Below are 26,565 nucleotides of genomic sequence, written 5' to 3' on the forward strand. Positions count from 1 at the left end.
CCTGGTGGCGATCCTGATGAAGGCCGCCCCGGTCGGCGCCTTCGGCGCGATGGCCTTCACCATCGGCAAGTACGGCGTGGCGTCGATCGCCAATCTCGCGATGCTGATCGGCACCTTCTATCTCACCTCCTTCCTCTTCGTCTTCATCGTGCTTGGCGCGGTCGCACGCTACAACGGCTTCTCGATCGTCGCGCTCATCCGCTACATCAAGGAGGAACTGCTGCTCGTGCTCGGCACGTCCTCCTCGGAAGCAGCGCTGCCGGGCCTGATGAACAAGATGGAGAAGGCGGGCTGCAAGCGCTCGGTCGTCGGCCTCGTCATCCCGACCGGCTATTCCTTCAACCTCGACGGCACCAACATCTACATGACGCTTGCCGCGCTTTTCATCGCGCAGGCGACCGATATCCCGCTGTCCCTCGGTGACCAGATCCTGCTCCTGCTTGTGGCCATGCTGAGCTCGAAGGGGGCTGCCGGCATCACCGGCGCGGGCTTCATCACCCTTGCCGCAACGCTCTCGGTCGTTCCGTCGGTACCGGTTGCCGGCATGGCGCTGATCCTAGGCATCGACCGCTTCATGTCGGAATGCCGCGCGCTCACCAATTTCGTCGGCAATGCCGTCGCGACGGTCGTGGTGGCGAAATGGGAAGGCGAACTAGATCAGGCACAGCTCTCCGCCGCACTCGGCGGTGGAGCACCTGCCGTCGAAACCATCCCGGCGGCTATCCAACCCGCCGAATAAACTGCCTCCCAGGGCAACGCACGATAAGTGCGGCTTGGCGCGGTCTGGTTTTCCAGGCCGCGCTCTTTTTTTGGCGCGAGGAGCGATGACGCGAGAAGCCCCCACGACAGGAGCTAAATCAAATTCCGTGCAGCACCTGCGTCGCCTTGACGGCGGCCGACGCGCGGTTTTCGACGCCGAGCTTCACGTAGATCTGTTCGAGATGCTTCGTGACCGTGCGGGCGCTCAAGCCCAGGATCTCGCCGATATCGCGGTTGGACTTGCCTTTGGCGATCCATGAGAGCACCTCGGATTCGCGGTGCGTCAGCAGGAAATGCTGGCGCAGCATCTCGTCGTCGCTGATCCCGTGCTCGGCGGTCAGGCGGAAGAGATATTCGTTCGCGCCGACGGCGCCGAGATAGGAAATCTGCAAGCCCGTCTGGCCCGCCTGCTGTAGCGTGAAGCTGGGCTGACCGGGGCTATGCTTTTCCCGTTGCTGCATCCATTCGGCAATGCGGGCGGTCACCACCGCAAGCCCGTCGTCGCTTCCCGTTGCGGCATTAACGAGCCGTGTCGCCTGCGGCGTCGACCAGCGGACTCCACCGTCGCCGCGCACGGCAAGCAGGTGACGCCCGGCCGCATCGAGCGCAACCCGCGCGCTCTGGGCGGAGCGAGCGTTGGAGAGATGGACGCGAATACGGGCTCTCAGCTCGTCGATATTGATCGGCTTGGTGAGGTAGTCGACGCCGCCGGCTTCCAGCGCGCGCACCACGTGCTCCGTCTCCGTCAGGCCGGTCATGAAGACCACCGGAACCTGGGTGACGGAGGCGTTCGCCTTCAGCCGCACGCATGTATCGAAGCCGTCCATTCCGGGCATCACGGCATCAAGCAGGATGATGTCGGGGGTGATGCGGTCGGCAATATTCAAGGCGGCATTGCCGGAGGTGGCAATCAACACCGAAAAGCCGGACTGTTCCAAGGCTTCGGTCAGGAAGCCCAGTGCTTCTGGCGAATCGTCGACCAGGAGGACGATGTCGCGCGGGTTGGCGGGTTCAGCCACGTGCCTCGGCCTCCCCTGCCGTCAGCTGCTTCAGGAAAGCGTCGTAGCCGGAAAGGTCGAAGGCACGGACATAGGCGCGCACCGCCTCCGCAAAAGCCTGGTTCTCCGGGTTCAGGGCAATCTCCGTCAGCTTCGCTTCGATGCCCCTGACGTAGCCGATTTCCCCGAGCCGGATCAATTCCTCGACATGGTGATGTCCGGGACTGGTCACAGGATCGGCCTTGCCGTTGGCGTGCTTGCCGTCTTCCTCATGAATCCATTCGAGACCGAGGTGGATCGCCAGCTTGTCGATGAGTTGGCGTACACCGAAGGGTTTGGTGAGCGTGTCGTTGTGGCCGCCCGCGGCACCCGCCGTCGATCCATCGCCGATATTGGCCGACAGCATGATCGCCGGCGCGGTCTGCCCGCTCTCACGCAATTGCGCCACCAGTTGCCAGCCGTTCATGCCGGGCATCGAGATGTCGATCAGGAACAGGTCGGGTTCGATGTCTTCGATGAGCGTCAGGCAGTTCCGGCCGCTCGCCGCCGTGAGCACGACGAAATCGAGCGGGGCAAGCACCTCGCGCATCAGATCGCGGTGATCCTCATTGTCGTCGACGACGACGATGGTGCGGCGGGCGCCCTTGTAGGATCGGATCCGGCGCACCGGGTCGTTGAGCGCCGCCGGCCGGTCGACGGCGGAAAGCATCAGGCGGACACGGAAGGTGGTGCCCTTGTCTCGTTCACTGGTGACCGAGATCTCGCCGCCGAGTGTCTGGGTCAGCAGGCGCGTGATGGTGAGGCCCAGTCCGAGCCCGGGCATGCGATGTTCCGCCTCGCCGCGCTGGAACGGATCGAAGATCTTCGGCAGGTCCTTGTCGCTGATGCCGCGGCCGCTGTCTTCGATCGTGAAGGTGGCAACCTGATTGCGATAGCCGACGTCGAGGCGGATGCGCCCGCGTTCGGTGAACTTCAGCGCATTCGACAGGAGATTGACGAGGATCTGTCTCAGCCGCTTCTCGTCCGTTCGCACATATTGCGGCAGCGCCGCCGCACGGTCATGTTCGAAGGCGATGCCCTTGGCCTGGGCTTGCGGGCGGAACATGTCGACGATCTGGTCGAGGAAATCGTGAATGTTGATCTCGTTGGAGTAGACCTGCAGCTTGCCGGCCTCGATCTTGGATATGTCGAGCAGACCGTCGATGAGGCCCGAAAGGTGATCGGCGCTGCGCTTGATCACCTTGATCGCCCCCTGCCTTGCGGGCGGTATCGTCTCGTCGCGTTCGAGGATCTGCGCATAGCCGAGCACGGCGTTGAGCGGCGTACGCAATTCGTGACTCAAGCCGACGACATAGCGGCTCTTTGCCCGGTTCGCCGCTTCCGCTGCTTCTTTCGCGTTCTGCAAGGCGGCGTCAGTCTTCTTGTGGGCGGCGATTTCTTTGAGGAGCAGCGTGTTCTGGCGCGAGGACTCTTCCTCCGCAACGACGCGGCTGTCATGGGCGAGCACGTAGAACCAGCAGACGACGCCGGTGACGATCGCAAAGACGAAGAAGACGATCGCGACGGTTCGCACGACGACGGCGGCGGTCTCGGGTGAGGCGGCGGTCGTCTGGTGAGCGATCATCGCGAGAATGATGCCGATGCCGGTGACAGAGAGGATGGCGGAGATCGCGTAGCGGCCGAGCCGTGTGGCGAGCTTCGCGGTCACCGCCTCCGGCAGAATCGTCTTTGCGACCGTCGCGATCTGCGTGTTGAGCCGTGCCTTCGGCTTGCACATGTCGTGGCAGCGGCTGTCGAGCGAGCAGCAGAGCGAGCAGATCGGTGCGGCATAGGCCGGGCACCAGGCCATGTCCTCCGGCTCGAACGGATGCTCGCAGATCGAGCAGGCGATCTCGCTCTCCCGGAACCAGCTCTTGCGCGGCTTGCGGGCGAGATAGAATTTGCCTTCCGTTCCCCAGGCGATCAGCGGCGAGGCGATGAAGGCCGTGACGAGGGCGATATAGGGGGCGAGCGAGGCGGCGATATCGCCGAAGGCGCCGAAATGCGCGGTGAGCGCAAGGACCGCCGAGATCCCCATGGTCCCGAGGCCGACGGGATTGACGTCATAAAGATGCGCACGCTTGAACTCGATGCCGGGGGGTGACAAGGCCAGCGGCTTGTTGACGAACAGATCGCCCGAGATGGTGCAGAGCCAGGCCATGGCAATGATCGAGAAGATGCCGAGCGTCTCTTCCAGCAGCCGGTAGATGCCGAGCTCCATCAGGAGGAGCGCGATTGCGACGTTGAAGACAAGCCAGATGACGCGGCCGGGGTGGCTGTGGGTGAGCCGCGAGAAGAAGTTGGACCACGCAAGCGAGCCGGCATAGGCGTTCATCACGTTGATCTTCAGCTGCGAGATGACGACGAAGGCGACCATCAGAAGCAGTGCTGCCGTCTCCGACGGGAAAATGTAGCCGAAGGCGGTGTAGTACATCTGCGCCGGATCGGCCGCGCGCGTCGAGGGCACGCCGGCGCTGAGCGCCAGCACTACGAGAAACGACCCCGCCAGCAGCTTCGGGGCACCGACGATCACCCAGCCGGAGCCGGCGAGAAAGACCGCTATACGGTGGTGCAGCTTCTTCTGGCCGTCCGGCGGCAGGAAGCGGAGGAAGTCGACCTGCTCGCCGATCTGCGCCATCAGCGCCAAGATCACCGCGGAGGCCGCGCCAAACTCCACGAGATCGAAGGGCGCAATGGTGCCGGAAGGACCGGAGGCATGGTGGATGCCGGAAAAGGCAAGCCACAGGCCGACCTTCTCCCAATCGGCGAGCGCGATGAAGGCGAAGGGCAGGATGTTGAGCACGATCCAGAAAGGCTGCGTCATCAGCTGGAACTTGCTGATCAGCCGGACGCCGTGGGTCACGAGCGGGATCACGACGACGGCGCTGACGATATAGCCGATCCAGAGTGGTACGCCGAGGGCGAGCTCCAGCGCCCCGGACATGATCGACGCCTCGATCGCAAAGAGAATGAACGTGAAGCTCGCATAGATCAGCGAGGTGATCGTCGAACCGATATAGCCAAAGCTCGCGCCGCGCGTCAGGAGGTCGATGTCGACGCCGTGTCGGATCGCATAGCGGCTGATCGGCAGGCCGACCAAAAGGATCATGACGCCTGCCACCAGGATCGCGACGATCGCATTGGTGGTGCCATAGGACATGGTGATGGCGCCGCCGATGGCTTCCAGCGCCAGGAAGGAGATCGCTCCGATGGCCGTCTGCGAGATGCGCTCGGAGGAAAAGCGCCGCGCGCTCTTGGCGGTAAACCGCAGCGCATAATCCTCGAGCGTCTGGTTGGCGACCCAGCGATTGTATTCTCGTCGAACGGGAATGATGCGCTGGCGTGCCGCCATGTTGCCTCGTCATCTCTCGCATTGCCGGCAGGTGTCTGCCTCTTTTCGCAGCACAGTCAGCCGGTGCGTGAAATTTATGCAATGCGGAAAAAGCGAAAGCAAGCTTCAAACGGTCATCCGCTGGCAGCGGCCGTGTCGATGACGACGAAATCATGCGTGATCGTCGCGGTCTTGGCCAGCATCGCTGACGCCGAGCAGTATTTTTCCAGGGATAGCGCGATCGCGCGCTCCACCTTCTTCGTCGCGAGACCGCGCCCCTTCACCACGAAGTGCATATGGATGCGGGTAAAGACCCTCGGGTCCTGTTCGGCTCGCTCCGCGTCGAGCTCGACGGTGCAGTCCTCGACTGCCTCGCGGCCCTTTTCGAGGATGTGAATGACGTCATAGGCCGAGCAGCCGCCGGCGCCGATCAGCACCAGTTCCATCGGGCTCGGCCCGGGCGTTCGCCCCTCCGGCCCGGAGGCCGTCCCGAATACGAGTTTGTGACCGCTTCCGGACTCGCCAACGAACGTCCGCTCGTCGACCCATTTGATTCGTGCTTTCATGGTTCTTCCCTTGTGTTGATATGCGCATCATAGCCGCCGGTGCTCACGGATTTCCAATAACCGGAAAAATCATCCTGCGGCCAGACGGACATGTCTGATTCGCCGTCAATCGCCTTAGCACCCCATTCCACGCATGGCCGTCAACACCGGCGCTGCGTCCTGCTTCCCCCCGGCCCAAGTAAAATGAAACTTGCGCCGTGCAGCGGGATCGGATGATCGGTGAAGCAACGGCCAGGAATAATCACCGCCGTTGCGGCGACCGCGGCAGCTCGATTTTGGTCCGCAGGCGGAACTAACCTTTGTGGGTCGAGGTTTCGTGCGCGTTGGTACTCGACCAAAGGAGTGCTTCCATGGCCAAGAAAGTCGCCAGGCCAAACAACCAAAAACCGGCCACCATTCCCGATCGTGACGCCGGTTGCGGCAAAGCAGGCATCGCGGAATCTCTCGACCAGAAAGCGATCTATCTCACCGATCCGCCAGCGGCCTTCCTCGAGGAGCTTGATTCGCGGCTCGGCGAAGGAACGCTGCGTCAGGCTGAGCTAGCGGGGGTGGACGATGGCTCTGCGCACGCGTGAAAGACAAGCGAAGCGGGCCAAGGCATCGCGGCCGGCGCGTCAGGTAAGAGCCACCGGCGCAGTCCCACCTGCCGGCGGCTTCGTGCTGCCCGTCAGCACCGCGCCGATGGAGGCGCGCTCGGCCCCGGAACTCCCGACTGATGGTGCATGGCAGTACGAGCCGAAGTGGGACGGTTTCCGCTGCCTTGCCTTCAAGTCCGGCGAAGAGGTCGATCTCCGCGCGAAATCCGGCAAGCCGCTCGGGCGCTTCTTCCCGGAAGTCGTTGCCGTACTGCGGCAACTGGGCGCCGCACAATTCGTGGTCGACGGCGAACTGGTAATCAAGGTCGATGGACGGCTTTCCTTCGACGCGCTGCAGATGCGTCTGCATCCGGCAGCGAGCCGCGTTCGAAAGCTCTCGGAGGAGACGCCCGCCAAGCTCATCCTCTTCGACGTGCTGGTTGGCACCGACGGCGCAATCCTCGTGGGCGAGCCGCTCGCCGTCCGGCGAGTTGCGCTCGAAGCCTTCGCAAGGGAGAACGCCGTTAGGGACAAGCTGGAGCTTTCGCCCTTCACGCTCGACAGGGAGGAAGCCGAGCGCTGGCTCACCGGGTGGGAAGCAGGCGCCACCGATGGCGTTGTCGCAAAAAACCTCGACCGCCCTTACGAATGCGGAGAGCGCGCAATGGTGAAGGTCAAGCGCTTGAAGACGGCCGATTGCGTCGTCGGCGGCTTCCGGTACGAAAGCGACAGCGCGGAGGTCGGCTCGCTCTTGCTCGGCCTGTACGATGCAGAAGGAACGCTGAACCACGTCGGCTTCACCGCGACGATCTCCGACAAGGAGCGGCCTGCACTGACGCGCCGACTCGAGGCCTTGCGCGAACCACCGGGCTTTACCGGCAAGGCCCCCGGCGGTCCCAGCCGTTGGAGCAGCGAACGTAGCGGCGAATGGGAGCCGGTTCGTCCAGAACTCGTTGTCGAGGTAAGGTTCGACCACGTCGGCAACCGGCGTTTTCGTCACGGTACAAAGTTGATGCGTTGGAGGCCGGACAAGGATCCACGCCAGTGCACCTACGAACAGATCCTACCGCGCTGAGGGCCGGGAAGCCGCTGGCCCGGGTCATCACCTGAAGATGTAAATCGCGCCTCCGGCGTCGTCGGAAACGAGGACGGAACCGTCTGGCGCTTCCTTGACGTCCACGGGCCGGCCGACGTCTCTGAGGAAAGTCGTTGCCGAGACCGGTCGGGCGCCCCGGAAGCGCACCCGCACGACCTGATAACCGACCGGAACCGACCGGTCCCAACTGCCGTGCTGGGCGACCAGAGCGTCACCGCCGAGGCTGCGGAAGAAGTGGATGCCGAGCGCCGCGACATGCGCCTGAAAGTCGAAGACGGGCGGAATCTGCCGCTCGGGCGGCGATGCGTCCTCAAACCCTTTGAGCCGCGTCTGGCCTCCAAAGTAGGGAAAGCCGTAAAAGCCCCCCGGCCGCAGCGCGTTGAGTTCGTCGGGCGGGACATCGTCGCCCATCCGGTCGGCTCCGTTGTCGGTAAAGAACATGGTCCCGCCGCGCCAGTCGAAGCCGACCGAATTGCGCACACCCCAGGCGACGCGCCGAAGGTTGGAGCCGTCCTGGTTCATGCTGACGATCGTGCCTTGCTGCCCGCGCGGCCGGCAAATGTTGCAAGGCGATCCCAACGAAACGTAGAGCCGGGAATCGGGGCCGACGGCGATATAGCGATAACTATGGGCTCCCGAATTCGGCAGACCTCGGCGAATATCGCGCCTGCCGCTCAGATCGCCCCCGCGCCCGATGTCAAACACGGTTACGCTGTCCCTTGAAGCGACGAACAAACGACCGCCGGAGCATGCGACTCCGTTCGCGGCTGAGAACCCCGAGGCGACCCGCCGGGCGCCGCCGCCGGACAACGGCACGGCATAGACCGAGGAACCCTTGGTTCCGACGAACACGATGTCGCCGCAGACGGCCATTTCGCGCGCGGCGGGAACGCGGGCAAGCAGTTCGGCCCGCGCCGGACCGAGAGCGACTCCGGAGGCGAGCGCCGCCAGCGCGAGAAATCGCATTCGAGCGGAGAGAAATCCGGCTTTTAGGGAAAAGACGTCCATCGGCGCCCTCCGAATACAAGCTGAATTTGCTCAAGGAACTGGAGCGACTCGTTGTCGTTTCAAGCCGGAGCCAACTGCATGTTTCCTTAAATCCTAGTCGATTTAAGGATAAAACATGTAGCAATTCAAAGTGCTACAGCGTTCTTTGCGCGTCTGGTAAGACGCGCGGCGCTGTATGGCTCACGGCGAAGTGATCCGGTGATGCTGAGCCCATGGTAGGCTCAACTCTCCAAGAGGTGAGATGTGATGCCTGTCCCCTCGATAAAATCGATACTCGGATTCGAGGCCCTGCTGTTTGCAGCCGCCTCACTTGTCCACGCCGGTATCCTGTTCAGCGGCTACGAGCATTCGCGCGCCGCGACTGCCGAGGGCGTGATTGCAGCAGTCCTGGTCCTTGGTCTGCTGGCTTGTATCGGCGTGCCGGGGCGGACGCGCCTCATTGCCCTCGTGGTTCAGGCATTTGCGCTTCTCGGGACCTTGGTCGGCGCTTTCACCATCGCCGTCGGGATCGGTCCGCAGACCACGGCCGACAAGACATTCCACATCATCCTGGTCGTTGTTCTGGTCGCCGGTCTTGTCGTGATTTTCAGGTCCGGACGCGTTGAGCACGGAGCATCCTGAAACACCCAGACAGCTTGTCAGCCACGAAGAGCCCCGTTTGATTTGAACGTCTTCCTTCTTCCCCCCGTCACCTACGTAGAATGACGTATGTGCAGTGCAGCGCGACTGGCGGATGATCACTGCGGCGGGCGTGGAAAGCCGGCGGGAAACCGCTTCGTGCCTTTCCTAGGTCCCGTCAGGCAACGGCCAAAGACAAAGAGCCTCCGTTGCGGCGACCAGAACTAGAGGGGTTCAATCAGATGACTATCAGGGCACGCGTTTGCGGCGCATTCCTCGCTGCCGCCCTTGCGACGACCGCGTTCAACGGCGCCTTCGCCGCCGAGGACACGATCAAGGTCGGCATTCTTCATTCGCTTTCCGGCACCATGGCGATCTCCGAAACGACGCTGAAAGACGCCATGCTCATGCTGATCGACGAGCAGAACAAGAAAGGCGGCTTGCTCGGCAAGAAGCTGGAGGCCGTCGTCGTCGATCCGGCTTCCGACTGGCCGCTCTTTGCAGAAAAGGCGCGCGAGCTCATTTCCGTCGACAAGGTTTCCGCCGTCTTCGGTTGCTGGACTTCGGTCTCGCGCAAATCCGTGCTGCCGGTCTTCGAGGAATTGAACTCGATCCTCTTCTATCCCGTCCAGTACGAGGGTGAGGAAAGCCAGCGCAACGTCTTCTATACCGGTGCAGCGCCGAACCAGCAGGCGATCCCCGCCGTCGATTACCTGATGGAGAACGAAGAGGTCGAGCGCTGGGTGCTCGCCGGCACCGACTACGTCTATCCGCGCACCACCAACAAGATCCTCGAGGCGTACCTGATTTCCAAGGGCGTGAAGCCCGAGGACATCATGATCAACTACACGCCCTTCGGCCATTCCGACTGGCAGACGATCGTTTCCGACATCAAGAAGTTCGGCTCGGCCGGCAAGAAGACCGCCGTCGTCTCGACGATCAACGGCGACGCCAACGTGCCCTTCTACAAGGAACTCGCCAACCAGGGCATCAAGGCCGAGGATATCCCGGTCGTTGCCTTCTCGGTCGGCGAGGAAGAGCTCGCCGGTCTCGATACCGGCCCGCTCGTCGGCCATCTTGCCGCCTGGAACTATTTCCAGTCGGTCGACAACCCGGCCAATGGCGAATTCATCAAGACCTGGAAGGCCTATACCAAGAATGACAAGCGGGTCACCAACGATCCCATGGAAGCCCACTATATCGGCTTCAACATGTGGCTGAAGGCGGTCGAAAAGGCCGGCACCACCGATACCGATGCCGTGCTCGATGCCATGGTTGGCATTTCCGTGCCGAATCTCTCGGGCGGCTATTCGACGATGATGCCCAACCACCACATCACCAAGCCGGTGCTGATCGGAGAAATCCAGGCAGACGGCCAGTTCGAGACGGTCTGGGAAACCCCCGGCCTCGTCGTCGGCGACGAGTGGTCGGACTACCTGCCGGATTCGAAGGACCTGATCGCCGACTGGCGGGCGCCGATGTCCTGCGGCAACTTCAACATCGCCACGGGCAAATGCGGCGGCAAAGGCTCCTGATTTCATGACGAAAGCCTTGTTCTTCGGAAAAGACCATGTCGGCCTTCTTCGACAACATCGTTTCATGACGAACCGATAGATCGAAATACCCTCCGTCCGAAAGCGTCCATTCGGACGGAGGGGCATTTTCACCGCCGCGCCGCGAACCGACGCGAAACCCGTGCGAGGGGCGAATGTATCGCATCTTACAAACCGTGCTCGTGGCCCTGATCCTTTTGACCGCGATCCCGACAGCGGGGCTGAGGGCTGAGGAGCCGTTGCGCGATCTCGTCGACGCGCTCGGTACGGCGAAGCTCTCCAACATGGACGAACATATCGCCGCGCTCGCAAAGAGCGGCGATCCCAAGATCGTGCCGGTCCTCGAGGCGCTCGGCGACGGCAACCTTTATGTCCGCAAGGCCGATGGCCAGGTGTTCCTCACGCGTGAAAGCGGGGCAGACCTGATACTCAGCGATCCGCTTTCCGGCGAGAGCGTCGGCGAGGCGCCGAAGAGCGCGCTGCAGAAGATCAAGGTCAACAACAGCGTCCGCCGTGCCGTGCGCGCCGCGCTCGGCGGCTTGACGCTGCTGAGCCCCGATCGCAATCAACGCTTCAGGGCCGCGCAATCGGTCTTGCAGGCGCCCGGCGCGGATGCGCTCCCGACGATCGAAAACGCACTCGCCGCCGAGAAGGATGCCGGCATCCGCGCATTGCTCGAACAGGCCCGCGCGACGGCGATCCTCACCTCCGACAGGCCACCCGAGGAGAAGCGGCAGGCCGTTCAAACCCTGAAGCAAAGCGGCAGCCGCGAGGCGCTTTCGATTCTGTCCGCCGCTCTCGGCACCGCCGAAGAGACCCTGAAGCCGGACATCGAGGCGGCGCTTGCGAGCATCGAGCAGACCCAGACGCTCTGGGCGGGCGGCCAGAACGTCTGGTACGGGCTCTCGCTCGGCTCGGTGCTGCTGCTGGCTGCGATCGGCCTCGCCATCACTTTCGGCGTCATGGGCATCATCAATATGGCGCATGGCGAGATGGTGATGCTCGGTGCCTATACGACCTTTCTCGTCCAGGACGTCGTGCGTACGTCTTTTCCCGGGCTCTTCGACTGGTCGCTGGCGATCGCGCTGCCGCTCGCCTTCCTGGTCACCGGCGCCGTCGGTCTGGCGATCGAACGCGGCGTCATCCGCTTCCTCTATGGCCGCCCGCTCGAGACGCTGCTTGCCACCTGGGGCATATCGCTGATCCTGCAGCAGGCGGTGCGCTCGATCTTCGGCCCCACCAACCAGGAGGTCGGCAATCCGTCGTGGATGTCCGGCGCCTTCGAGCTCGGCGGGCTGACGATCACCTGGAACCGTCTTTGGATCATTCTTTTCGCGCTCACCGTCTTTGCCGGCCTTCTCTTCCTCTTGAAGAAAACGCCGATGGGCCTGCAGATGCGAGCGGTCACGCAAAACCGGCGCATGGCCTCCTCCATGGGCATCCGAACGCCCGTGGTCGATGCGCTCACTTTCGCGCTCGGCTCCGGCATCGCAGGCATGGCGGGGGTGGCACTCTCGCAGATCGACAACGTCTCCCCGAACCTCGGCCAGGGTTACATCATCGACAGCTTCATGGTCGTGGTCTTCGGTGGCGTCGGCAATCTCTGGGGCACGCTGGTCGGCGCCTTCTCGCTCGGCATCCTGAACAAGTTCCTCGAGCCCTATGCCGGTGCCGTGCTCGGCAAGATCCTCGTGCTCGTGCTGATCATTCTCTTCATCCAGAAGCGGCCGCGCGGGCTGTTCGCACTCAAGGGCCGGGCGGTGGAAGCATGATCACGTCGTTCCTCATCAAATCGCTGGATCGCACCATTCTCGTCGCCGTGGCGATCCTGCTGGCGCTGGCCGTCCTCATCCCGGTGCTCAATCTCCTGACCGCGCCGGACCATCCGCTGCACGTGCCGACCTATCTGGTCTCGCTGTTCGGCAAGTACCTGACCTATGCGCTCCTGGCGCTGGCGCTCGATCTCGTCTGGGGCTTCTGCGGTATCCTCTCGCTCGGCCACGCCGCCTTCTTCGCGCTCGGTGGTTATGCCATGGGCATGTATCTGATGCGCCAGATCGGCGCGCGCGGCTCCTACGGCAACCCGCTCCTGCCGGATTTCATGGTGTTCCTCAACTGGAAGGAACTGCCCTGGTTCTGGTACGGCTTCGACATGTTCTGGTTCGCGGCGCTGATGGTGGTCGTAGTGCCCGCGCTGCTTGCCTTCGTCTTCGGCTGGTTCGCGTTCCGCTCGCGGGTCAATGGCGTCTATCTGTCGATCATCACCCAGGCCATGACCTATGCGCTGCTGCTGGCCTTCTTCCGCAACGACATGGGCTTCGGCGGCAACAACGGGCTCACGGATTTCAAGGACATTCTCGGCTTCAACATCCAGGCGGACGGCACGCGTGCCGCGCTCTTTGCGGCTTCCGCATTGGCGCTCGCCGTCGCGCTCGTCATCACCTCGGGGATCGTGCGCTCCAAGTTCGGCAAGGTGCTGGTGGCGCTGCGCGATGCCGAAAGCCGCACTCGCTTCTTGGGCTACCGCGTCGAACACATGAAGCTCTTCGCCTTCACCGTCTCGGCGATGATGGCTGGCGTCGCCGGCGCGCTCTACGTGCCGCAGGTCGGCATCATCAATCCCGGCGAGTTCGAGCCCGGCAATTCGATCGAAGTGGTGATCTGGACGGCGGTCGGCGGTCGCGGCACGCTGATTGGCCCGATTATCGGCGCCATCCTCGTCAATGGCGGGAAAAGCATCTTCACCGCGGCCTTCCCGGAGTTCTGGCTGTTTGCGCTGGGCGGGCTCTTCGTGCTCGTCACGCTGTTGCTGCCGAAGGGCATCGTCGGCACGGCACAGCACTATCTTGGCCGGCGCCGCTCCCATCGCAAGGCCGCCCGGAAGGAAAGAGTCACCGACAAAGAGGCGGTCCTGCTGGCTGCAGAACCGATGGCTGCGGAGTGACTGCCATGCATGAGAAGAACGAAAAGAAACCGAAGAGCCTGCTCTATCTCGATGGCGTCTCCGTCTCCTTCGACGGCTTCAAGGCGCTGAATTCGCTCTCCTTCGTCGTCGAGCCGGGTGAACTCAGAGCGATTATCGGTCCGAACGGCGCCGGCAAGACGACGATGATGGACATCATCACCGGCAAGACCCGGCCCGACGAGGGCGCGGTCTTCTTCAAGGGCGATATCGATCTGACCCGGAAGGACGAGGCGGAGATCGCCCAGCTTGGCATCGGCCGGAAGTTCCAGAAGCCGACCGTGTTCGAAAATCACACCGTCTGGGACAATCTGGAGCTGGCGCTGAACCGCAGCCGCGGCGTCTTCGCGACGCTGTTCTACCGCCTGACAGCCGAGGACAAGGCCCGCATCGAGGAGATCCTTTCGACCGTTCGCCTGACGGCGCGCCGCGACGACCTCGCCGCAAACCTCTCGCACGGCCAGAAGCAATGGCTGGAGATCGGCATGCTGCTCGCGCAGGAGCCGGAGCTCCTGCTCGTCGACGAGCCGGTCGCTGGCATGACCGATGCGGAGACGGCCGAGACGGCCGTGCTGCTGAAGGAGATCGCCAGGACCCGCTCGGTCGTCGTCGTCGAGCACGACATGGGCTTCATCCGGGAGCTCGGTGTCAAGGTGACCTGTCTCGCGGAAGGCTCGGTGCTGGCGGAGGGCTCGATCGATTTCGTCAGCGGCGATCCGAAGGTGATCGAAAACTATCTCGGCCGGTGAGAAGGAGTTGGACCCATGTTGAGTGTCGAAAACGTCAGCCTTCACTACGGCGCAGCAGAAGCCCTGCGCAACGTCTCCATCAGGGCGGAGATGGGAAAGATCACCTGCGTGCTCGGCCGCAACGGCGTCGGCAAGTCGAGCCTCTTGCGGGCGATCACCGGCCAGCATCCAGTGACGAGCGGTGCGATCTCCTTCAACGGTGTTCCGCTCGACGGCATGGCGCCCTTTCGCCGGGCAAAACTCGGCGTCGGTTACGTGCCGCAGGGCCGCGAGATTTTCCCCTTGCTCACGGTCAGGGAAAATCTCGAAACCGGTTATGCGCCGCTGAAGCGGCCTGATCGCTCGATTCCCGAGGATATCTTCAACCTGTTTCCGGTGCTGAAAACCATGCTCGGTCGGCGCGGCGGCGATCTTTCCGGCGGCCAGCAGCAGCAGCTCGCCATCGGACGCGCGCTCGTCACTCGCCCCAAGATCCTGGTGCTCGACGAGCCGACCGAGGGCATCCAGCCGTCGATCATCAAGGATATCGGCCGTGCGATCAAATATTTGAGGGATTCGACCGGCATGGCGATCCTGCTCGTCGAGCAATATCTCGACTTCTGCCGCGAGCTTGCCGATCACGTCTACATCATGGACCGCGGCGCTTTCGTGCATGAGGGACCGGCCGAGACGCTGGATGCACCGGAGGCGCGGCGGCATTTGACCGTGTGACTGTTTTCCACAGGGTAAATTATTCCAGAGATTCAGCCATTTGCCCGGTTTTGGAAGTATGGCTTGCCTTCGGAGTGCGGCAAAAAATACAGTGTTTTAATCGATTGTGTTTGCGCTGCCCGTTGCTTTGAACCATACTGCCGCTGCACTTTTTGTGAAGGAGCATCACAATCCGTTACTGCTGACAGAATTGGCCATTTCGCGTTTCCGGCCTACCCAATCGGAGGAGACCCTAATGACGAATTTCCTGCCCGCCCTTTACGAAGGGCACGCCCCGATCACCCTGCAAAATTTGTTTCGAGACGCACTCGAGGCCTATGACGACTGGGATGAAGGGATGCCTGAACCGACCGTACGTTACGAAGGCAAGGTCCTGGCAATCAGCGAGGTTTTCAACTGGATGAAACCTTGCACCGATATCATGCCCGCCAACATGATCGGCATCGTCACCGACCGGCTGAGCAAGCCGTGGAGCGGCGACGGCCCACTCGACGAGATGACCTTTTCCACCGCCGCCCGCGTCATGTCCGTTCTGGTCAGGCGCCGGCTCAGGCGTTTCGGGCGCGGTTCGATCGAAGCTTTTGCCGACCGCTTCAATCAGCCGCTTCACGCCGAGTGACAGGTGCCGAGGCTGGGTTGCGAAACAGCGCGGCCGTCGTGCCGCGCTGTTTCGTTGCCTGCCTGTCGGCGTTTGACCGGTGCGGAGCCGCAGGGCGGTCGCCGCACCACAGAGAGTTCTTTCCTTTCATTCTATGCCGTAAGATAGGCGGGTGAGGGGAGCGCCAGGCCATGCGTAATTCCCCCGCGCCGACCACAGCGCCGCTGCAGTGGGCGCGAAAACAGCGGCGAGCGTCGCCGATGGGCCAGATTGAGGCGGGGTGTGGCGTCGTCCAACGACAGCGAAGTCAGGAATCGATCGCGCCGTGGCAGCGGCCGTCCGACGCTCGCGGACGTTGCGGGTCTCGCCGGCGTCGGCAGCATCACCGTTTCCCGCGCGCTGCGCGATCCCGAGCGCGTCTCGCCGGAGTTGCGCCAGCGCATTGCGGCGGCCGTCAATAAGCTCGGATACGTGCCGAACCCGAGCGCGCGTGCGTTGGCCTCGGCGCGCGCCGATGTCATCGGCGTGCTCGTTCCGTCGCTCACGAACAATGTCTTTTCCGAGGTCTTGCGCGGCATCCATGACGGCCTGGGGGATTGCCCGCTGCAGATCCAGTTCGGCAACACGCACTATTGCGACGAGGAGGAGGAGCGTCTGCTGAGGGTCTTCCTCGGGCAGCGTCCGTCGGCGCTTATCGTTTCCGGTATAGATCAAGGGCCGACGACGCGGCAGATGCTGGAACAGGCGGGCTGCCCGGTCGTGCAGATCATGGAGATCGGACCGGATCCGATCGACATCATGATCGGTTTTTCCCATCTGGAGGCTGGCAAGGCGGTGGCGCGGCACGTGATCGATGTCGGCCGCAAGCGCATAGGATTTCTTGGCGCCCGCATGGATCCGCGGACGCGGCGGCGTCTTGCGGGCTATGAGGTGGTGATGCGCGAAGCCGGCCGCTTCGATGCAGCACTCGTGACGACAACCATTTCTCCCTCCAGCGTGTCGATGGGGGTAGGCCTTTTTCACAAGGCGCTCGAGAAGACCCCGGATCTCGACGCGGTCATCTGCAACAATGACGACGTGGCGCTCGGCGTCCTTTTCGCCTGCCATCGCGCAGGCTTGCAGGTTCCGGCTCAAATCAGCATAGCCGGCTTCAACGACCTTGAAATGATGGAGGTCGCGTCGCCTTCCATTACCAGCGTGCGGACCCCCCGATACGAGATCGGACGGCGCGCCATCGCCATGGCGCGGGCCGCTATTGCTGGCGAGCGGCCACGGCGAACCGTCGTAGATCTCGGCTTCGAGTTGAAGATTCGCGAGAGCACGACGCTTCCGGCGATACCCGCAATCTGACCGCGGCCAGCCAGTGTGCGCCGCTTTACAATGCCTATTGGTAGCGCTACCATTCCCGCTTGTGACGTTTCGGGAGGAGACCTGTCTGACGTCACCGGACTCGCGTATCGACATGTCGTGCCGGATTGGCAACGAGCGCAGGCGCTGCCTGCGGCGAATGCTCGACGTCTAGAGCCTTGTGCGTTCTACTGCATGTTTCCTTAATCGCAGCCGATTCAAGGATAAAAACATGCAGCACCTAAAAGGGCTACAGCGTCCTTTGCGCGTCTGGCGAGACGCGCGGCGCTGGAGTGAACGCGCAAGGACGCTTTTCGTGATTCCACCCAAGGCGGATGCTCTAACGGCCCCCTGTTTCGATGCCCTGTCCCGGTATAACCACAAATGGGAGGGAATTCGATGACCAGAACATTCGTCAGCGGCATTCTCGCGGCCGCTGCGCTCACGTTTCTATCGACAACAGCCTATGCCGAACCCGAAGTCGTCAGCGGTCCCGCAGCCGAGCCGGGTTGTTTCGTGCCGTGGACGGCCCAAACGAAGTTCTTCAAGTTCCCGAAAAAGGACGGTCCCTATCGGATCGCGCTTGCCAACGGCTTCATCGCCAATACATGGCGCATCCAGATGATCCAGACCGCCAAGGCCTACGCCGCGCAGCCGGACGTTGCCGCCAAGCTCAAGGAGTTCAAGGTCGTTTCTACCGGCGAGGACGTGCCGGCGCAGATATCGGCCATCAACAACTTCATCGATTCCGGTTATGACGCGATCGTCGTCAACGCCCAGAACCCGACCGCCTTCGGGCCGGTCATCAAGCGCGCCAAGGAAGCCGGCGTCGTCCTGGTCGCCTTCGACAACATTCTCGACACCGAGGACGCCATCAACGTCAATGTCGACCAGAAGGGCCTCGGCGTCCTCTGGGCGAACTGGCTGGCCAAGCATCTTCCGGACGGCGGCAAGGTCCTCGAGGTGCGTGGCGTTGCCGGCACGTCGGTCGATACGGACCGCCACAACGGCATCCACGAAACTTTTGCGTCGACCGGCAAGAAATGGGACGTCGTCGAGGTGATCGGCAAGTGGGACGACCCGACAGCGCAGAAGGCGACCGCCGATGCGATCGCTGTGCACAAGACCTTTGACGGCATCACGGCACAGGGCGGCGATACCGGTGTCGTGCAGGCGATGATCGACGCCGGCCATCCCTTCGTTCCGTTCGGCGGCGAGACCGAAAACGGCTTCCGCAAGTTCTGCGCCAAGCATGCCGGCGACGGCCTGAAGTGTTCGTCGGCCGGCACCGGCCCGGCTCAGGTTGCCGTCGCCATCAAGACGGCGATCGCCGCACTCGAGGGACAGGTCGTGCCGCAGTCGATCAAGCTGCCGCTGGCGATCGTCGAGGATCCGAACTTCAAGGAAGGGCAGGATTTCTATCCCGACCAGTCCGACAACTTCTTCGTCGGCAACGCCTTCCCGACCTGCGGCATCAACTTCACCGCCCAGGAGATCATGGGGCAGACGAAGGAAAACCAGTAGCGGTCCTTCCTGATGCGCATGTCGCGCTCAGGCGCGGCATGCGCGAAATTTGCGGTAGCCGAGGCGACGGATGACAACGGCAGAGATAGAGGCGAAGCCACCGCTCTTCCGGATGGAGGGCGTGTCCAAGCGTTATGGCGGCGTGCGCGCCCTGGAAAATGCCAAGCTCGACGTCGAAGCGGGCCATATCCATGCGATCCTCGGCGAGAACGGCGCGGGCAAGTCGACGCTGATCAAGATCATGGCCGGGGTGGTGGCAGCGGACGAGGGTCGGATGCTGCTCGACGGCCGCGACATCTCCTTCCGCTCGCCGGCTGCAGCCTCGGCCGCGGGCATCGCCTGCGTCTTCCAGGAACTGTCCCTGATCCCCGACCTTAGCGTCGCCGACAATATTGCCATTGCCGATCCGCCGCGCCGCTTCGGCCTGATCGACCGCCGGGCCCAGCGCGCAATCGCGGAAGAGGCGCTGGCGCGGGCCGGCGCCGAGGACATTCACCCGCGCGCGGCGGTGAAGGACCTGCCGCTGTCGCGCCGGCAGATGGTCGAGATCGCCAAGGCGCTGGCATCGAAGCCACGCATCCTGATCCTCGACGAGGCGACGTCGGCGCTGACGGCCGGCGATGTCGCCAAGGTGTTTGCGGTGCTGAAGCGCCTGCGTTCCGAAGGTCTGGCGCTCCTCTATATCTCGCACCGCATGCATGAGATCGCCGAACTCGCCGACACCTGCACCGTGTTCCGCAATGGCCGCAATGTCGCGAGCTTCCGCGCCGGCACCCGCAGCAACAGCGAAGTCGTCGAAATGATGATCGGGCGCGAATACAGCAACGTCTTTCCGCCGAAGCCGCCACGCGCGGCCATCACCAAACCTCCCCGCCTCGAATGCCGGAACCTCGGCTGGGGCGACCGGCTGCGCGACATTTCGCTCTCGGTCGCCGAAGGGGAGGTGGTGGGCCTAGGCGGGCTGGACGGCCAGGGTCAGCGCGACCTGCTGCTCGCTCTCTTCGGGGTATTGCCCGGGACCACGGGCTCGGTGCTCATCGACGGGGCGCCGATGACGATCGCAAGCCCCGCGGCCGCCCGCGCCTCGCGCAGCGCCATGGCGCTCATCCCGGAAGACCGCAAGACCGAGGGACTGATGCTGCCGATGACCGTGCGCGAGAACCTGTCCTTCGCCGCCCTCGACCATGTTTCGCGCGGCGGGATCATCGACCGCACCGCGGAAGAACAGCTGATCGATGAAATGGTGCGGCTGCTTGCAATCAAGACGGCCGGGCTCGACATCCCGGTGGGCGCTCTATCGGGCGGAAACCAGCAGAAGGTAGTCATTGCCAAGTGGCTGATGCGCAAGCCGCGGATCGTTCTGCTCAACGATCCGACACGCGGTATCGACGTCGGCACGAAGCAGGAGATGTACCAGCTTCTGCGCCGGCTGGCGGACGCCGGCGCCGCGATCCTCTTCTATTCGACCGACTATGACGAGTTGATCGGGTGCTGCGATCGCGTCCTCGTCCTTTATGACGGCCGTATCGTCCGCGAGCTTGAGGGCCGGGATATCACCGAGCACGCGCTGATCGCGAGCGCTCTCAATGTCGAGGGCGGCCGGGAGGGAGCAGCGACATGAGCGAATGGCGCTACTGGTTGAACGAGCAACGCGGGACACTCATGGGGCTCGCAATCTTTCTCCTGATGTTTGCCGTCTACATTGCGAATCATCCGGCCGGGCTGACGGCCAATGTGGCGCAGACCGCCGCCAACAAGGGAGTGCTCTTCGCCTTCGTCGCCATGGCCCAGGCGCTTGTGGTAATCACGGCAGGCATCGACCTGTCGGTCGGCATGATTTTCATCCTGACCAATTGCCTGGCATCCTGGATCGTCGTCGGCGAACCGTTGCCGACCGCATTGGGCCTCGTTGCCGTCCTTGCGGCGGGCATGGCCTGCGGCGCCATCAACGGGCTTCTGGTGATCTACGGGCGGCTTCAGCCGATCGTCGCGACGATCGCGACAGGCGCGGTCTATTTTGGCCTGGCGCTGCTGCTGAGACCCTTTCCCGGCGGCTCGGTCAACGAGGACGTCGCGGATGCGCTGACCGGCCGCCTCTTCGGTGTGATTCCATCGAGCCTGGTGGCGCTGGCGGCGGCGGTTGTGCTGGTCTGGCTGCCCTTCCGGCGATCGAGGCTCGGCAGGGCTGCCTATGCGGCCGGCTCGTCCGAGCAGGCGGCCTTCATGTCCGGCGTGCCGATCCGGCGCGGCAAGTTTGCAGCCTATACGCTCGCCGGACTGCTTGCCGCGATGGGCGGCCTGTTCCTGACGTTCTTCACCTATACCGGCGAGGCGGCCTATGCCAGCGGCAGTGGCTACACGCTCTGGTCGATCGCGGCAGTCGTGCTGGGCGGCGTCTCGCTCTATGGCGGCCGCGGCAGCGCCGTCGGCGCGATCTTCGGCGCCTTCGCCGCCCGCACGACCGGTGATATGCTGTTCGTCTTCGACGTCGATCCGCTGTGGCAGCCGTTGCTCCAGGGCGTTGTCCTGATGATCGCGGTCAGTATCGGCTCGCTGGCTCTGCTGCGGGTGCGCAACCGTCTGGACTGGTTCCAATGAGCGACACATCCGAGGACCGCATCTCGATCAGGACCCGCCTGCCGGTGTTCCTCCGCCGCGCCGATCCGGCCGTTCTCACCGCCTTCGGCTGCATCCTGCTGCTGCTTTTTCTGAGCAGCCTCTATTCCAGCAATTTCCTGTCGCTCAACTACCTCCTGCAACAGCTTAAGGTCGCTTCGTTCCTCGGGGTCGTGGCCGCCGGCGTCATGGTGGTGATTCTTCTCGGCCACATCGATCTTTCCATCCCCTGGGTGATGACGACCGGCGCGATGATGGCCTGTGCCGCCGCCGGCTTCGGAGCCATCGGACCGGTGATCGCCATTCCTTTCGGGATCCTCTGCGGCACGGCCTTCGGCCTGCTGAACGGCTTTGGCGTCGCCTATCTGCGCATCCCGTCGATGATCGTCACGCTCGCAAGCAATGTCGTCGCGCAAGGGCTGATGGTCGTTTACACCGGCGGCTTCTCGCCGCAGGACTCCGCGCCTCCGGCGGTGCGCTGGCTCGCGACCGGGTTCGTCATTCCAGGCCTGCCGAACGCCATCCTCGTCTGGGTCGCGATCAGTGCCATCATGGTGTTCCTGTTTACGCGCACCTCCTTCGGCCGGGCGGTTTACGGGATCGGCAACAGCGAACGCGCGGCCTATCTGTCGGGCGTGGACACGCGGCGCATCGTCATGATCGCCTTTGCTATTTCGGGCGCGCTCAGCGCCTTTGGCGGAGTTCTGCTCGCCGGCTATTCCTCGAAGGCGGCGCAGGCGATGGGGGATGCTTATCTGCTGCCGGCAATCGCCGCCGTCGTGCTCGGCGGCACGTCGATCCTTGGCGGGCGCGGCTCCTATCTGGGCACGGTCGCCGGCGTGATCCTGATCACGCTGCTGCAATCGATCCTCTCGGTAATGCAGATGCCGGAAGCGGGCCGCCAGATCGTCTATGGCGTCGTCATCATCGTCATGCTGCTCCTCTACGGCCGCACGCCGCCGAACCGATGACGATGCTTCGTCCCTTTCCGAAAAGGCTTGACGCGAATCAGAGGATGAATCACCCTCTAACGGAATAGATCGCATATTCCGCATTTCAGCGTAGTTCAGCGATGGATCTGTAAAGAGATATTGCGGGCGCATTTGCGTGGCCGCAGACGGACATTGTTGATCGCCGCCGCAAATGCGATGCGAAGCTTGAGAGGGTATTTGGGAATGGATATGGCGGGATCGACGGCGGTGGTCGGAGAAGCGGGGGGCTTGAGCGGGACCGACTATCGGCGACCGGCGGACGAGGCGATCGCGGCGGACGCGCGGGCACTGTCCGAGCAGCTCAAGGCGATGCGCGAGCGCCTGTTCCCGCCGACGGCAATGAAGACGCTCAGAAGCTTCACCTCGGGCGAGGCCGCCCGGCTGATCGGCGTCTCGGACGGGTACCTTCGGCAGCTGTCGCTGGCGGGTGAGGGCCCGCAGCCCGATACGGGGTCCGGCGGGCGGCGCTCCTATTCGCTCTTCGACATCAATGCGCTTCGCCGCCATCTCGCCGACCAGGCGTTCGGCAAGGGCAATGCCGCCAAGGCGCGCAGCTACCTGAAATGGCGCGATGCCGCCAAGGGCGAGCACCTGCAGGTCATCTCCGTCACCAATTTCAAGGGCGGCTCCGGCAAGACGACCTCGTCGGTGCATCTTGCCCAGTATCTCGCCTTGACCGGCCACCGGGTGCTCGCGGTCGACCTCGACCCGCAGGCCTCGCTTTCGGCACTGTTCGGCTATCAGCCGGAACTGGACCTGACCGGCAACGACACGCTTTACGGCGCCATCCGCTACGATGCCGAGGCGCGGCCGCTGAAGGACATCATTCGCAAGACCTATTTCGACGGGCTCGATCTGGTGCCGGGCAATCTCGAACTGCAGGAGTTCGAGCACACCACGCCGCAGGCGCTGAGCGCCCGCCAGAGTGGCGCGGACGCCGGCCCGCTTTTCTTCGCGCGTGTACAGACGGCGCTTGCGAGCGTTGCCGACGACTACGACGTCGTCGTCATCGATTGCCCGCCGCAGCTCGGCTACCTGACGCTTTCGGCGCTCTGCGCCTCGACCTCGGTCATCGTCACCGTGCATCCGCAGATGCTCGACGTCGCCTCGATGAATCAGTTCCTCTACATGACCTCGGACCTGCTCGGCGTCGTGCGCGAAGCCGGCGGCGAACTCAATTTCGATTTCCTGCGCTATCTCGTCACCCGCTTCGAGCCCAATGATGGGCCGCAGGCGCAGATCGTCGGCTTCATGCGTTCGCTTTTCGGCGATCGCGTGCTGACCTCGGCCATGGTGAAGTCGACGGCGATCTCGGATGCGGGCCTGACGAAACAGACGCTCTACGAGGTCGGCCGCGAGAATTTCACCCGCGCGACCTACGACCGGGCGATCGAATCGCTGAACGCCGTCAACGGCGAGGTCGAGGCTCTCATTCACGCGGCCTGGGGGCGCTAAGACATGGCTGGCAACAACCGGAAGAACGAATTGCGGGCGCTGTTTGCGGGCGGCGCTCCGGCGGCACCGGCGGAGCAGAAGATCGAGAGCGAGTTGACACCTGTCAACGGCCGGCCCGCCTCCACTGCGGATGTCCCGCGCGCCGCATCGGGCGCGGTCCGGGCGATGGGGCTGTCGCTCGGCAATATCACACGCGAGGCGGAAGAGGCGCGCGCGTTGCGGGAAGCTCTCACGCAGGGCGAGCGCGTCGTGGCACTCGATCCGGCGCTGGTCGAGGGCTCCTTCGTCGAGGACCGGCTGACCGACGGCGAGGTAGACGATCCCGATTTCCTGGCGCTGGTCGAAAGTATTCGCGAGAACGGCCAGCAATCGCCGATCCTCGTGCGTCCGCATCCGGAAAAGCAGGGTCACTACCAGACCGCCTATGGCCATCGCCGGCTGAAGGCGGTCCGCCGGCTCGAACTGCAGGTGAAGGCGATCGTCCGGCCGCTTTCCGACGACGAGCTGGTGCTCGCCCAGGGCAAGGAAAATGCCGAGCGGCGCAATCTCTCCTTCATCGAGCGGGCGCTTTTCGCCGCGGCACTCGCCGCCCGCGGCTTCGACCGCAAGGTGATCGGCGATGCGCTTGCCGTGCAGAAGAGCGAGCTGTCGCGCCTTCTGCAGGTGGCCGACAGTGTGCCGCATCCTCTCGCCCGCGCCATCGGCCCGGCGCCGAAGGCAGGACGGGAGCGGTGGATGGCGATCGCCACGCTGCTCGAAAGGCAAGAGGCGCGCGATCTGGCGGATGCGGAAATCGGCGCGTCGCGGTTCCGCGCCGCAGACACAGATCAGCGCTTCCAGCTCGTCTTCAATCGCCTATCTGAGAGCGACAAGCCGGAGCCGGAGAAGCCGGAGGAGTTGAGGGACGAGGCGGGCCGTGTCTTCGCGCGGCTGAAGCTCGACGGAAAAGCCCCGAGAATCGAGTTCCTGCCCGGCACCCATCCGGCCTTCCTCAAGGAAGCGGTGTCGATGCTGGCAAAATGGCACGCGACGTTTGTGAAAAATCAGAAGTCATAGCTAACGGCCGCCGCGTTCTTGTGGGCCGACCGGGTGGATGCGGCTCTGACGGTCATGCCGAAGGCCCTTTGAATGGGCGGCGGTCGGCGATCCCTGCGCCGTCAGCCGTGTTTCGCCACCCAGGCGGAGTATGGCCCGACACCAAACTCCGCATCCGGGGCCGCATCGAGCGCGGAGAGGATCTCGAGGCTATGCCCGTCCGGGTCCTTGAAGTAGACGGAGATGGCCGGCATCCATCCAAGCACCACTGGCTCCGAAACCGGTTCTCCATTGAAGCCGAGCGGTTGGATGCCTGCCTCGCGCAGGAGTTCGCAGGACGAGACGACCATCGCCATTGGTGCCCGAAACGCGAAGTGCAATTTCATCTGAAGCGGTGCCGTCCCCGTCTCCCAGAGACCCAGCATCCCTTCCGCCTTTGTGCCGACCCAGAAAAAGACAACCCTCCTTTCAGAGAACTCCTTCGCAAACTCCAGCCCGAGTTGGTCCCGATAGAATGCTACCGAGCGGCGGAGATCCCGCACCGGCAGGTGTGTCTCGTAAATGCCGTTTATCGCTGCTCCGATGCTCTGCCCTGAAGGAAATTTTGTAGCCATCATGGTCGTCGCGCCCTCTCGTTCGTCTCGAAGAGCATCACAATGCTTCCTCAAGTAAAGTTGAGGTCAAGCGCGAATTTCGACGGCCTGCATCAGGCACTGATCGGCTGAGGCTTTTGTCTCCCGATCAAACGCTTGGCGAGCCTCTGACCAGGTCTTTCGACCGAGAGGAAAGTCATGCAGGCAGCCGCGTAAACCAAGGGCACGAGAATGGCGGTAACCACGGCGAAGCGCATGGGCGCCGAGATCGTGTCGCCGAAAGCGGCAATGAAATAGGCGGCAATCGGCTGAAGGAAGATGAGGTGCCAGAGATAGGCCCCGAATGAAAGTTCGCCGAGCCAATGAAAGAACCTGTTGCCGAGCGACGAGGAAAACGCGCGAAGCCTGATGCCCACTACGTTGTCGATCAGGCGATGATAGAGCAGCGCGAAGAAGACGGCGACGAGCGTGACGCGCATCAGCATTTTCGTCATTGTCATATCGCCGCCGATCGGCAGAAGAGCGAGCGCCATGGCGGCCCCGCCGTGGAGGACAGCCTTCGACCTGTCCGCGTGAAGACCAAGCGCCAACAGCATTCCGCAAAGAAAGATATGCATCTTCAGCGGCAGGAACGCCGGCATCGGAAAGTGCACTCCCAGCACGCTCGACGTCGACACGATCGCGACGGCAATAAGGGCTGTAAAGAGCGCGCCCTTCAGCCATCCGCCTTTCTTGAGCAAAAGCATGATGAAGGGAAAGGCCGCATAGAACTGCATTTCGAGCCCTATGCTCCAGTCCGGGAGCGGCGTCCGGTAGGCGTAGTCGGGAGAGAGACCGAAAAGGAAGCTCGCGTGCATAAGCCCGTTGATCATTCCGTTGTCGAGATAGCGGTAGGGTGCTTGTGGCGTCCTTCCGAGGAAGGCGTCGATGATCATTCGCGATTCGAACAGCCAGGCGCCGAGCGCGAAGGCGATGGCGAGGAGAACATAGTAGAGCGGCGCAATTCTCAGAAAACGCCGGATCCAGAAGCTTCCCCAGGTCGAGGCCAACTCCCACGGCTCCTTGGAGGCACGGAGCTGATAGTGAAACACCATCAGGAAGCCGGAAAGCATGATGAAGAGATCAACACCGAGATCGGGTTCCGACAGAACCGGCAGGCGCCAACCCGTCAGCAACAGCGCATGGCCAATCATCACCCAGAGCGATGCCAGCCCTCGAAGTCCATCGAGGCAATCGATTCGGATTTTGCGGGGATCATAGTCAGCCATCAGCAATCTTCGTCCTTGTTGGCTACTACAGCGCTGCGCGTCTTTTCAGACGCGCAAAGGACGCTGTAGCACTTTGAAGTGCTGCATGTTTTTGTCCCTTGAATCGGCTACGATTTAAGGACACATGCAGTAAAGGTTACTGCCTGCGTGCTATGTTGCGACGCACAAGGGA

23 protein-coding genes are annotated in these 26,565 nt (G+C 63.1%); 17 read left to right on the forward strand and 6 right to left on the reverse strand.

Features of this window, described 5'->3' with window-relative positions; translation table 11 throughout:
* Positions 1-739: cation:dicarboxylate symporter family transporter (locus tag QN222_RS07095; protein ID WP_284005336.1), on the forward strand; the 739-nt coding region annotated here is incomplete at its 5' end.
* A gap of 118 nt (positions 740-857) precedes the next feature.
* Here QN222_RS07095 and QN222_RS07100 read toward each other — a convergent pair.
* The 3 genes from QN222_RS07100 to QN222_RS07110 all read right to left on the reverse strand — a co-directional run bounded on the left by QN222_RS07100 (position 858) and on the right by QN222_RS07110 (position 5,693).
* Positions 858-1,778 carry a response regulator transcription factor gene (locus QN222_RS07100; RefSeq protein ID WP_283962112.1) on the reverse strand — a complete coding sequence of 307 codons (921 nt, stop codon included), beginning with the start codon at positions 1,776-1,778 and terminating at the stop codon, positions 858-860.
* Positions 1,771-5,148 (reverse strand): ATP-binding protein, encoded by a 3,378-nt coding sequence (locus QN222_RS07105; protein WP_283962113.1) that lies wholly within the window; start codon positions 5,146-5,148, stop codon positions 1,771-1,773. Before QN222_RS07105 ends, QN222_RS07100 begins: the two co-directional genes overlap by 8 nt.
* 113 nt (positions 5,149-5,261) lie before the next feature.
* Entirely contained in the window at positions 5,262-5,693 is a 432-nt protein-coding gene (locus QN222_RS07110; RefSeq protein WP_283962114.1) for an OsmC family protein, read from the reverse strand.
* A gap of 350 nt (positions 5,694-6,043) precedes the next feature.
* Here QN222_RS07110 and QN222_RS07115 point away from each other — a divergent pair, with 350 nt between their 5' ends.
* Together QN222_RS07115 and QN222_RS07120 are read left to right on the forward strand one after the other, a co-directional pair.
* Complete coding sequence (locus QN222_RS07115) at positions 6,044-6,268, forward strand: hypothetical protein (RefSeq protein WP_283962115.1); 225 nt, start codon at positions 6,044-6,046, stop codon at positions 6,266-6,268.
* Positions 6,249-7,343 carry an ATP-dependent DNA ligase gene (locus QN222_RS07120; protein WP_283962116.1) on the forward strand — a complete coding sequence of 365 codons (1,095 nt, stop codon included), beginning with the start codon at positions 6,249-6,251 and terminating at the stop codon, positions 7,341-7,343. Before QN222_RS07115 ends, QN222_RS07120 begins: the two co-directional genes overlap by 20 nt.
* Positions 7,344-7,370: 27 nt before the next feature.
* Here the strand turns inward: QN222_RS07120 and QN222_RS07125 are convergent, their stop codons facing one another.
* Positions 7,371-8,372 carry a PQQ-dependent sugar dehydrogenase gene (locus QN222_RS07125; protein ID WP_283962117.1) on the reverse strand — a complete coding sequence of 334 codons (1,002 nt, stop codon included), beginning with the start codon at positions 8,370-8,372 and terminating at the stop codon, positions 7,371-7,373.
* Positions 8,373-8,618: 246 nt separating this feature from the next.
* On the opposite strand from QN222_RS07125, the gene QN222_RS07130 reads away from it, so the two are divergent.
* The 14 genes from QN222_RS07130 to repB all read left to right on the forward strand — a co-directional run bounded on the left by QN222_RS07130 (position 8,619) and on the right by repB (position 24,553).
* Positions 8,619-8,993, forward strand: a complete 375-nt coding sequence (locus QN222_RS07130; RefSeq protein WP_283962118.1) for a hypothetical protein — start codon at positions 8,619-8,621, stop codon at positions 8,991-8,993.
* 239 nt (positions 8,994-9,232) lie between these two features.
* Entirely contained in the window at positions 9,233-10,525 is a 1,293-nt protein-coding gene (gene urtA, locus QN222_RS07135) for an urea ABC transporter substrate-binding protein (RefSeq protein WP_283962119.1), read from the forward strand.
* A 173-nt stretch (positions 10,526-10,698) separates the two neighbouring features.
* On the forward strand, positions 10,699-12,315 hold the full coding sequence (gene urtB, locus QN222_RS07140; RefSeq protein ID WP_283962120.1) for an urea ABC transporter permease subunit UrtB: 1,617 nt from the start codon (positions 10,699-10,701) through the stop codon (positions 12,313-12,315).
* Complete coding sequence (urtC, locus tag QN222_RS07145; RefSeq protein ID WP_283962121.1) at positions 12,312-13,487, forward strand: urea ABC transporter permease subunit UrtC; 1,176 nt, start codon at positions 12,312-12,314, stop codon at positions 13,485-13,487. Before urtB ends, urtC begins: the two co-directional genes overlap by 4 nt.
* A gap of 5 nt (positions 13,488-13,492) precedes the next feature.
* Positions 13,493-14,254: an urea ABC transporter ATP-binding protein UrtD gene (gene urtD / locus QN222_RS07150; protein WP_283962122.1), complete on the forward strand. Its 762-nt coding sequence runs from the start codon at positions 13,493-13,495 to the stop codon at positions 14,252-14,254.
* A gap of 15 nt (positions 14,255-14,269) precedes the next feature.
* The gene (gene urtE, locus QN222_RS07155; RefSeq protein ID WP_283962123.1) at positions 14,270-14,965 is read left to right on the forward strand and encodes an urea ABC transporter ATP-binding subunit UrtE; all 696 of its coding nucleotides are present in this window, start codon (positions 14,270-14,272) and stop codon (positions 14,963-14,965) included.
* 235 nt (positions 14,966-15,200) lie between these two features.
* On the forward strand, positions 15,201-15,584 hold the full coding sequence (locus QN222_RS07160; RefSeq protein ID WP_283962124.1) for a hypothetical protein: 384 nt from the start codon (positions 15,201-15,203) through the stop codon (positions 15,582-15,584).
* A gap of 261 nt (positions 15,585-15,845) precedes the next feature.
* A complete protein-coding gene (locus QN222_RS07165; protein WP_283962125.1) occupies positions 15,846-16,913 on the forward strand; it encodes a LacI family DNA-binding transcriptional regulator in 1,068 nt (355 codons plus the stop codon).
* Between the two features lie 396 nt (positions 16,914-17,309).
* Entirely contained in the window at positions 17,310-18,434 is a 1,125-nt protein-coding gene (locus tag QN222_RS07170; RefSeq protein ID WP_283962126.1) for a sugar ABC transporter substrate-binding protein, read from the forward strand.
* A 70-nt stretch (positions 18,435-18,504) separates the two neighbouring features.
* Positions 18,505-20,055: a sugar ABC transporter ATP-binding protein gene (locus QN222_RS07175; protein WP_283962127.1), complete on the forward strand. Its 1,551-nt coding sequence runs from the start codon at positions 18,505-18,507 to the stop codon at positions 20,053-20,055.
* Positions 20,052-21,032 (forward strand): ABC transporter permease, encoded by a 981-nt coding sequence (locus QN222_RS07180; protein ID WP_283962128.1) that lies wholly within the window; start codon positions 20,052-20,054, stop codon positions 21,030-21,032. Before QN222_RS07175 ends, QN222_RS07180 begins: the two co-directional genes overlap by 4 nt.
* On the forward strand, positions 21,029-22,021 hold the full coding sequence (locus tag QN222_RS07185) for an ABC transporter permease (RefSeq protein ID WP_283962129.1): 993 nt from the start codon (positions 21,029-21,031) through the stop codon (positions 22,019-22,021). The genes QN222_RS07180 and QN222_RS07185 overlap by 4 nt, the downstream gene beginning before the upstream one ends.
* A gap of 210 nt (positions 22,022-22,231) precedes the next feature.
* Positions 22,232-23,497: a plasmid partitioning protein RepA gene (gene repA, locus QN222_RS07190; RefSeq protein ID WP_284005337.1), complete on the forward strand. Its 1,266-nt coding sequence runs from the start codon at positions 22,232-22,234 to the stop codon at positions 23,495-23,497.
* Between the two features lie 3 nt (positions 23,498-23,500).
* A complete protein-coding gene (repB, locus tag QN222_RS07195; RefSeq protein ID WP_283962592.1) occupies positions 23,501-24,553 on the forward strand; it encodes a plasmid partitioning protein RepB in 1,053 nt (350 codons plus the stop codon).
* Between the two features lie 101 nt (positions 24,554-24,654).
* Here the strand turns inward: repB and QN222_RS07200 are convergent, their stop codons facing one another.
* Together QN222_RS07200 and QN222_RS07205 are read right to left on the reverse strand one after the other, a co-directional pair.
* Complete coding sequence (locus tag QN222_RS07200) at positions 24,655-25,149, reverse strand: VOC family protein (RefSeq protein WP_283962593.1); 495 nt, start codon at positions 25,147-25,149, stop codon at positions 24,655-24,657.
* Between the two features lie 89 nt (positions 25,150-25,238).
* Positions 25,239-26,393 carry an acyltransferase gene (locus tag QN222_RS07205; protein WP_283962594.1) on the reverse strand — a complete coding sequence of 385 codons (1,155 nt, stop codon included), beginning with the start codon at positions 26,391-26,393 and terminating at the stop codon, positions 25,239-25,241.
* Positions 26,394-26,565: the final 172 nt, after the last annotated feature.

The sequence above is a fragment of the Sinorhizobium sp. 6-70 genome (genome assembly GCF_030124375.1).
GTDB lineage: Bacteria > Pseudomonadota > Alphaproteobacteria > Rhizobiales > Rhizobiaceae > Sinorhizobium.